Origin of the sequence: Rhodococcus sp. A14 (assembly GCF_011603105.1) — a bacterium.
Lineage (GTDB): Bacteria > Actinomycetota > Actinomycetes > Mycobacteriales > Mycobacteriaceae > Rhodococcus_F > Rhodococcus_F opacus.
Window position 1 is genome coordinate 1 of the sequence record NZ_JAAOQS010000247.1, and the last position, 1,924, is coordinate 1,924.

Annotated in this window: 1 protein-coding gene and 1 pseudogene; both read right to left on the reverse strand. The window is 66.7% G+C overall.

Going from position 1 to position 1,924, the window contains the following annotated elements:
* Positions 1 to 255: 255 nt before the first annotated feature.
* On the reverse strand, positions 256 to 1,728 hold the full coding sequence (gene pyk / locus G9373_RS45105) for a pyruvate kinase (RefSeq protein ID WP_051055672.1): 1,473 nt from the start codon (positions 1,726 to 1,728) through the stop codon (positions 256 to 258).
* Positions 1,729 to 1,745: 17 nt separating this feature from the next.
* A pseudogene (locus G9373_RS47525) lies at positions 1,746 to 1,924 on the reverse strand (2-oxo acid dehydrogenase); the annotation flags it as partial.

Genomic DNA, 1,924 nt, shown 5'->3' on the forward strand with positions numbered 1-1,924 from the left:
TCGCCGCACCCGACCAGAACCCGTCGACGTCCACCCCGGTCCCCGGCAGCGCCTCCTCGTTCACGAAGTCGTAGAGCACCTTCGCGACCTGCAGACCGCCGACCTCAACACGCTCAGTCATGAAATGACTCACCTTCCCCACTTGGCAAAACTTCCACGATGCGAAAACACAGTTTCGTATCTTGACATCAAGAAAACCGTGTCCATCGAGTTCTGTCAATAGCGGACGGGCGTACGGTTACAGCGTCACACCGATCAGTGGTCTTCCTCGCCGATCCTGTGGACGTGGATCAGGTTGGTCGAGCCGACGGTGCCCGGAGGCGATCCCGCGACGATGACGACGAGGTCGCCCCGCCGGTATCGGCCCAGGCCGAGGAGCGCGTGGTCGACCTGATGGATCATCTGGTCGGTCGACTCGACGGGGTCGACGAGGAACGTCTCGGTCCCCCACGTCAGCGCGAGCTGAGCGCGCACCGCCGGGAGCGGGGTGAACGCCAGCAACGGCAGCGGAGTGTGCAGCCGCGCGAGCCGGCGCACGGTGTCCCCGGACTGGGTGAACGCGACGAGCGCCGCCGCACCCAATCGTTCCCCGATGTCGCGTGCCGCGTAGGACAGGACTCCGCCCTTCGTGCGGGGCACGTGCGCCAGCGGCGGAACGTGCGTGGACTTCTCCTCCACCGCGCTGATGATGCGGCCCATGGTGCGGACCGTCTCCATCACGTGCTTCCCGACCGACGTCTCACCGGACAGCATCACCGCGTCCGCACCGTCGAGGACGGCGTTCGCCACATCGGACGCCTCGGCGCGGGTGGGCCGAGAGTTCTCGATCATCGACTCGAGCATCTGGGTGGCCACGATGACCGGCTTCGCATTCTCGCGGGCGATCTGGATGGCCCGTTTCTGCGCGAGCGGTACCTGTTCGAGGGGAAGTTCGACACCCAGATCGCCGCGGGCGACCATCACCGCGTCGAACGCCAGCACGATGGCCTCGAGGTTGTCGATCGCCTCCGGTTTCTCGAGCTTCGCGATCACCGGAACCCTGCGGCCGACCCGATCCATCACGGCATGGACGAGTTCGATGTCGGCCGCCGATCGCACGAACGACAGGGCGATGAGGTCGACACCGAGACGCAGTGCGAACTCGAGATCGGCGATGTCCTTGCCCGACAGCGCCGGGACCGACACGTTCATCCCCGGCAACGACACACCCTTGTTGTTGCTGACCGGACCGCCCTCGGTGACCCGGCACACCACGTCGTTGCCGTCGACGTCCGTGACGACCAGTCCGATCTTGCCGTCGTCGACGAGCAACCGGTCACCGGGCTCGGCGTCCTCCGCCAACTGCTTGTAGGTGGTCGACACACGGTCGTGGGTGCCGTCGCACTCGTCGACGGTGATCCGCACGACGTCGCCGTCCGACCAGACGACGCTGCCTTCGGCGAAGCGCCCCAACCTGATCTTCGGGCCCTGGAGGTCGGCGAGAACACCCACCGCCCGGCCGGTGTGTTCGGACGCGTCCCGCACCCGGCGGTAGTTCTCCTCGTGATCGGAATGTTCGCCATGGCTGAAGTTGAGCCGTGCGATGTCCATTCCGCAGTCGACGAGTTCGCGTATGCGGTCGCCCGTTGCCGTTGCGGGCCCGAGGGTACACACGATCTTCGCGCGCCTCGCCGACGCGGGCGCCTCCCGGCCGGGCGTGACGAGGTATTCGGACACTGTTGCTGTCATAGGATTTCGATTCCGTTCTAGGCGCTGCCGGTGTCGGCGTAGGAGACGGCCGCGGCGCGGACGTCGTCGATGCGGTACCGGTTGGCGGCCTCGACGGCCTTGGAGCGGTCGAGGGTACCTTCGCCGGCGAGGGCGGACAGCACGGCGACGACGATGGATTCGGCGTCGACGTTGAAGTACCGGCGGGCGGCGGGGC

Excerpts from the sequence above, each read along its gene's own strand:
- pyk (WP_051055672.1), bottom strand. The coding sequence starts at position 1,728 with ATGACAGCAACAGTGTCCGAATACCTCGTCACGCCCGGCCGGGAGGCG.